Source organism: Streptomyces sp. NPDC001056 (genome assembly GCF_053598955.1).
The window spans coordinates 1-1,108 of the sequence record NZ_JBSFLI010000123.1; the positions used below are offsets into that span (position 1 = coordinate 1).

A 1,108-nucleotide genomic window follows, 5' to 3' on the forward strand; every position below is an offset into this window, starting at 1 on the left:
GGACATCGGCACCCTACCCGCTGCCCTGATGGAGCATCAACACCCTTCTGTAGCTTTGACGTTCAGGTCGGTTACCACCATGATCGACCTGGTGAACTGGAATAATCCGGCGCTGGCCAAGGCATATCTGGCCCATTTTGATCGCAACTGGCGGCAATCCGAGCCTTTCCGTGCCCGGTATTAACAGGAACTCGGAGAACATCATGACCGTCGATTTTTTCCTCATTGACGCCCCGCACGCCGTCCCCCAGGAATTCCAGGCTTGGGAGGACGCGAAAGCGCATCATCGCGCTGTTTTTCTGCGCTGCGTGGATGCCGAAGATGGCAGCGCCGAACAATCCCGCCTCGATGCGGAAGGTCGGACCGCGAAGGGCGAGGCTGACCGCTTGGAGCAGGCCGCGCGAACGGCTTGGCTGCGGGCGAAGCGGCAGTCCGTGGAAATCCACCTCAACGATGACACGCGCGAAACCCGGCATTGCTTTACCGAGCAGCCGTTGCGAATCCACGCTGGTTTCACGCATGAGGATGCGGCCGCTGGCTGGCGTCAAGTCCTGTCCTTTTCTGCCAGTCCGACCCCTGACGCCGACACCTTGGCCCGGATCGAGCGGGCGAAATCGGATGCCGTCTCGCAACTGGAGTCCTATTGGGCCGAGCTGGCCGACGCCACCGATATTCAGCGCGTGATCTACCAGGGCGTGCATTACACCTGGAATGTGCTTGGCGAGGGAATCGGCTTCGGCGGGCAGGCATTCCGTGTTGAGTGGCTGACCGCTGATCGAGAGCCGACCGAGTGCAATTTGTTTGCGCAGGGCCGCATCCCGGTTTGGATGCGTGACAAGCTACCCGACAACGCCCGTACCATTGAAGACTTGGGCTACCGGATTAACCCGTTTCCGGCTGTGGATGACAGCTTGGATGACGACCCGCCGTATTAACCCCTGGGCGTCTCCCCTGCGGGGCCGGGCTTTCGTGCTGCGCATCGAGCCGCCTGCGGCGTCTCGCCCCTTCGGGCAGGTCGGCCCGTTCGGCGCCCAGGGCGTCGTCATGTTCGCCCTGTACCTGGTCGGCGCGCTCTCGGCCATGGCCACGGCCTGGGTCTTCAAACGGT

At 62.4% G+C, this 1,108-nt stretch carries 2 protein-coding genes; both read left to right on the forward strand.

The window, feature by feature from the left end; genetic code table 11:
* Positions 1 to 184 (forward strand): hypothetical protein (locus ACWDD7_RS37865; RefSeq protein WP_450460731.1); only part of this gene is annotated, 184 nt, incomplete at its 5' end.
* A 19-nt stretch (positions 185 to 203) separates the two neighbouring features.
* Entirely contained in the window at positions 204 to 935 is a 732-nt protein-coding gene (locus tag ACWDD7_RS37870) for a hypothetical protein (protein WP_009242156.1), read from the forward strand.
* The last annotated feature ends 173 nt before the right edge of the window (positions 936 to 1,108 follow it).

What these genes read in the sequence shown, in the direction of transcription:
- ACWDD7_RS37870 (WP_009242156.1), top strand. Translation starts at nt 204, where the DNA reads ATGACCGTCGATTTTTTCCTCATTGACGCCCCGCACGCCGTCCCCCAG.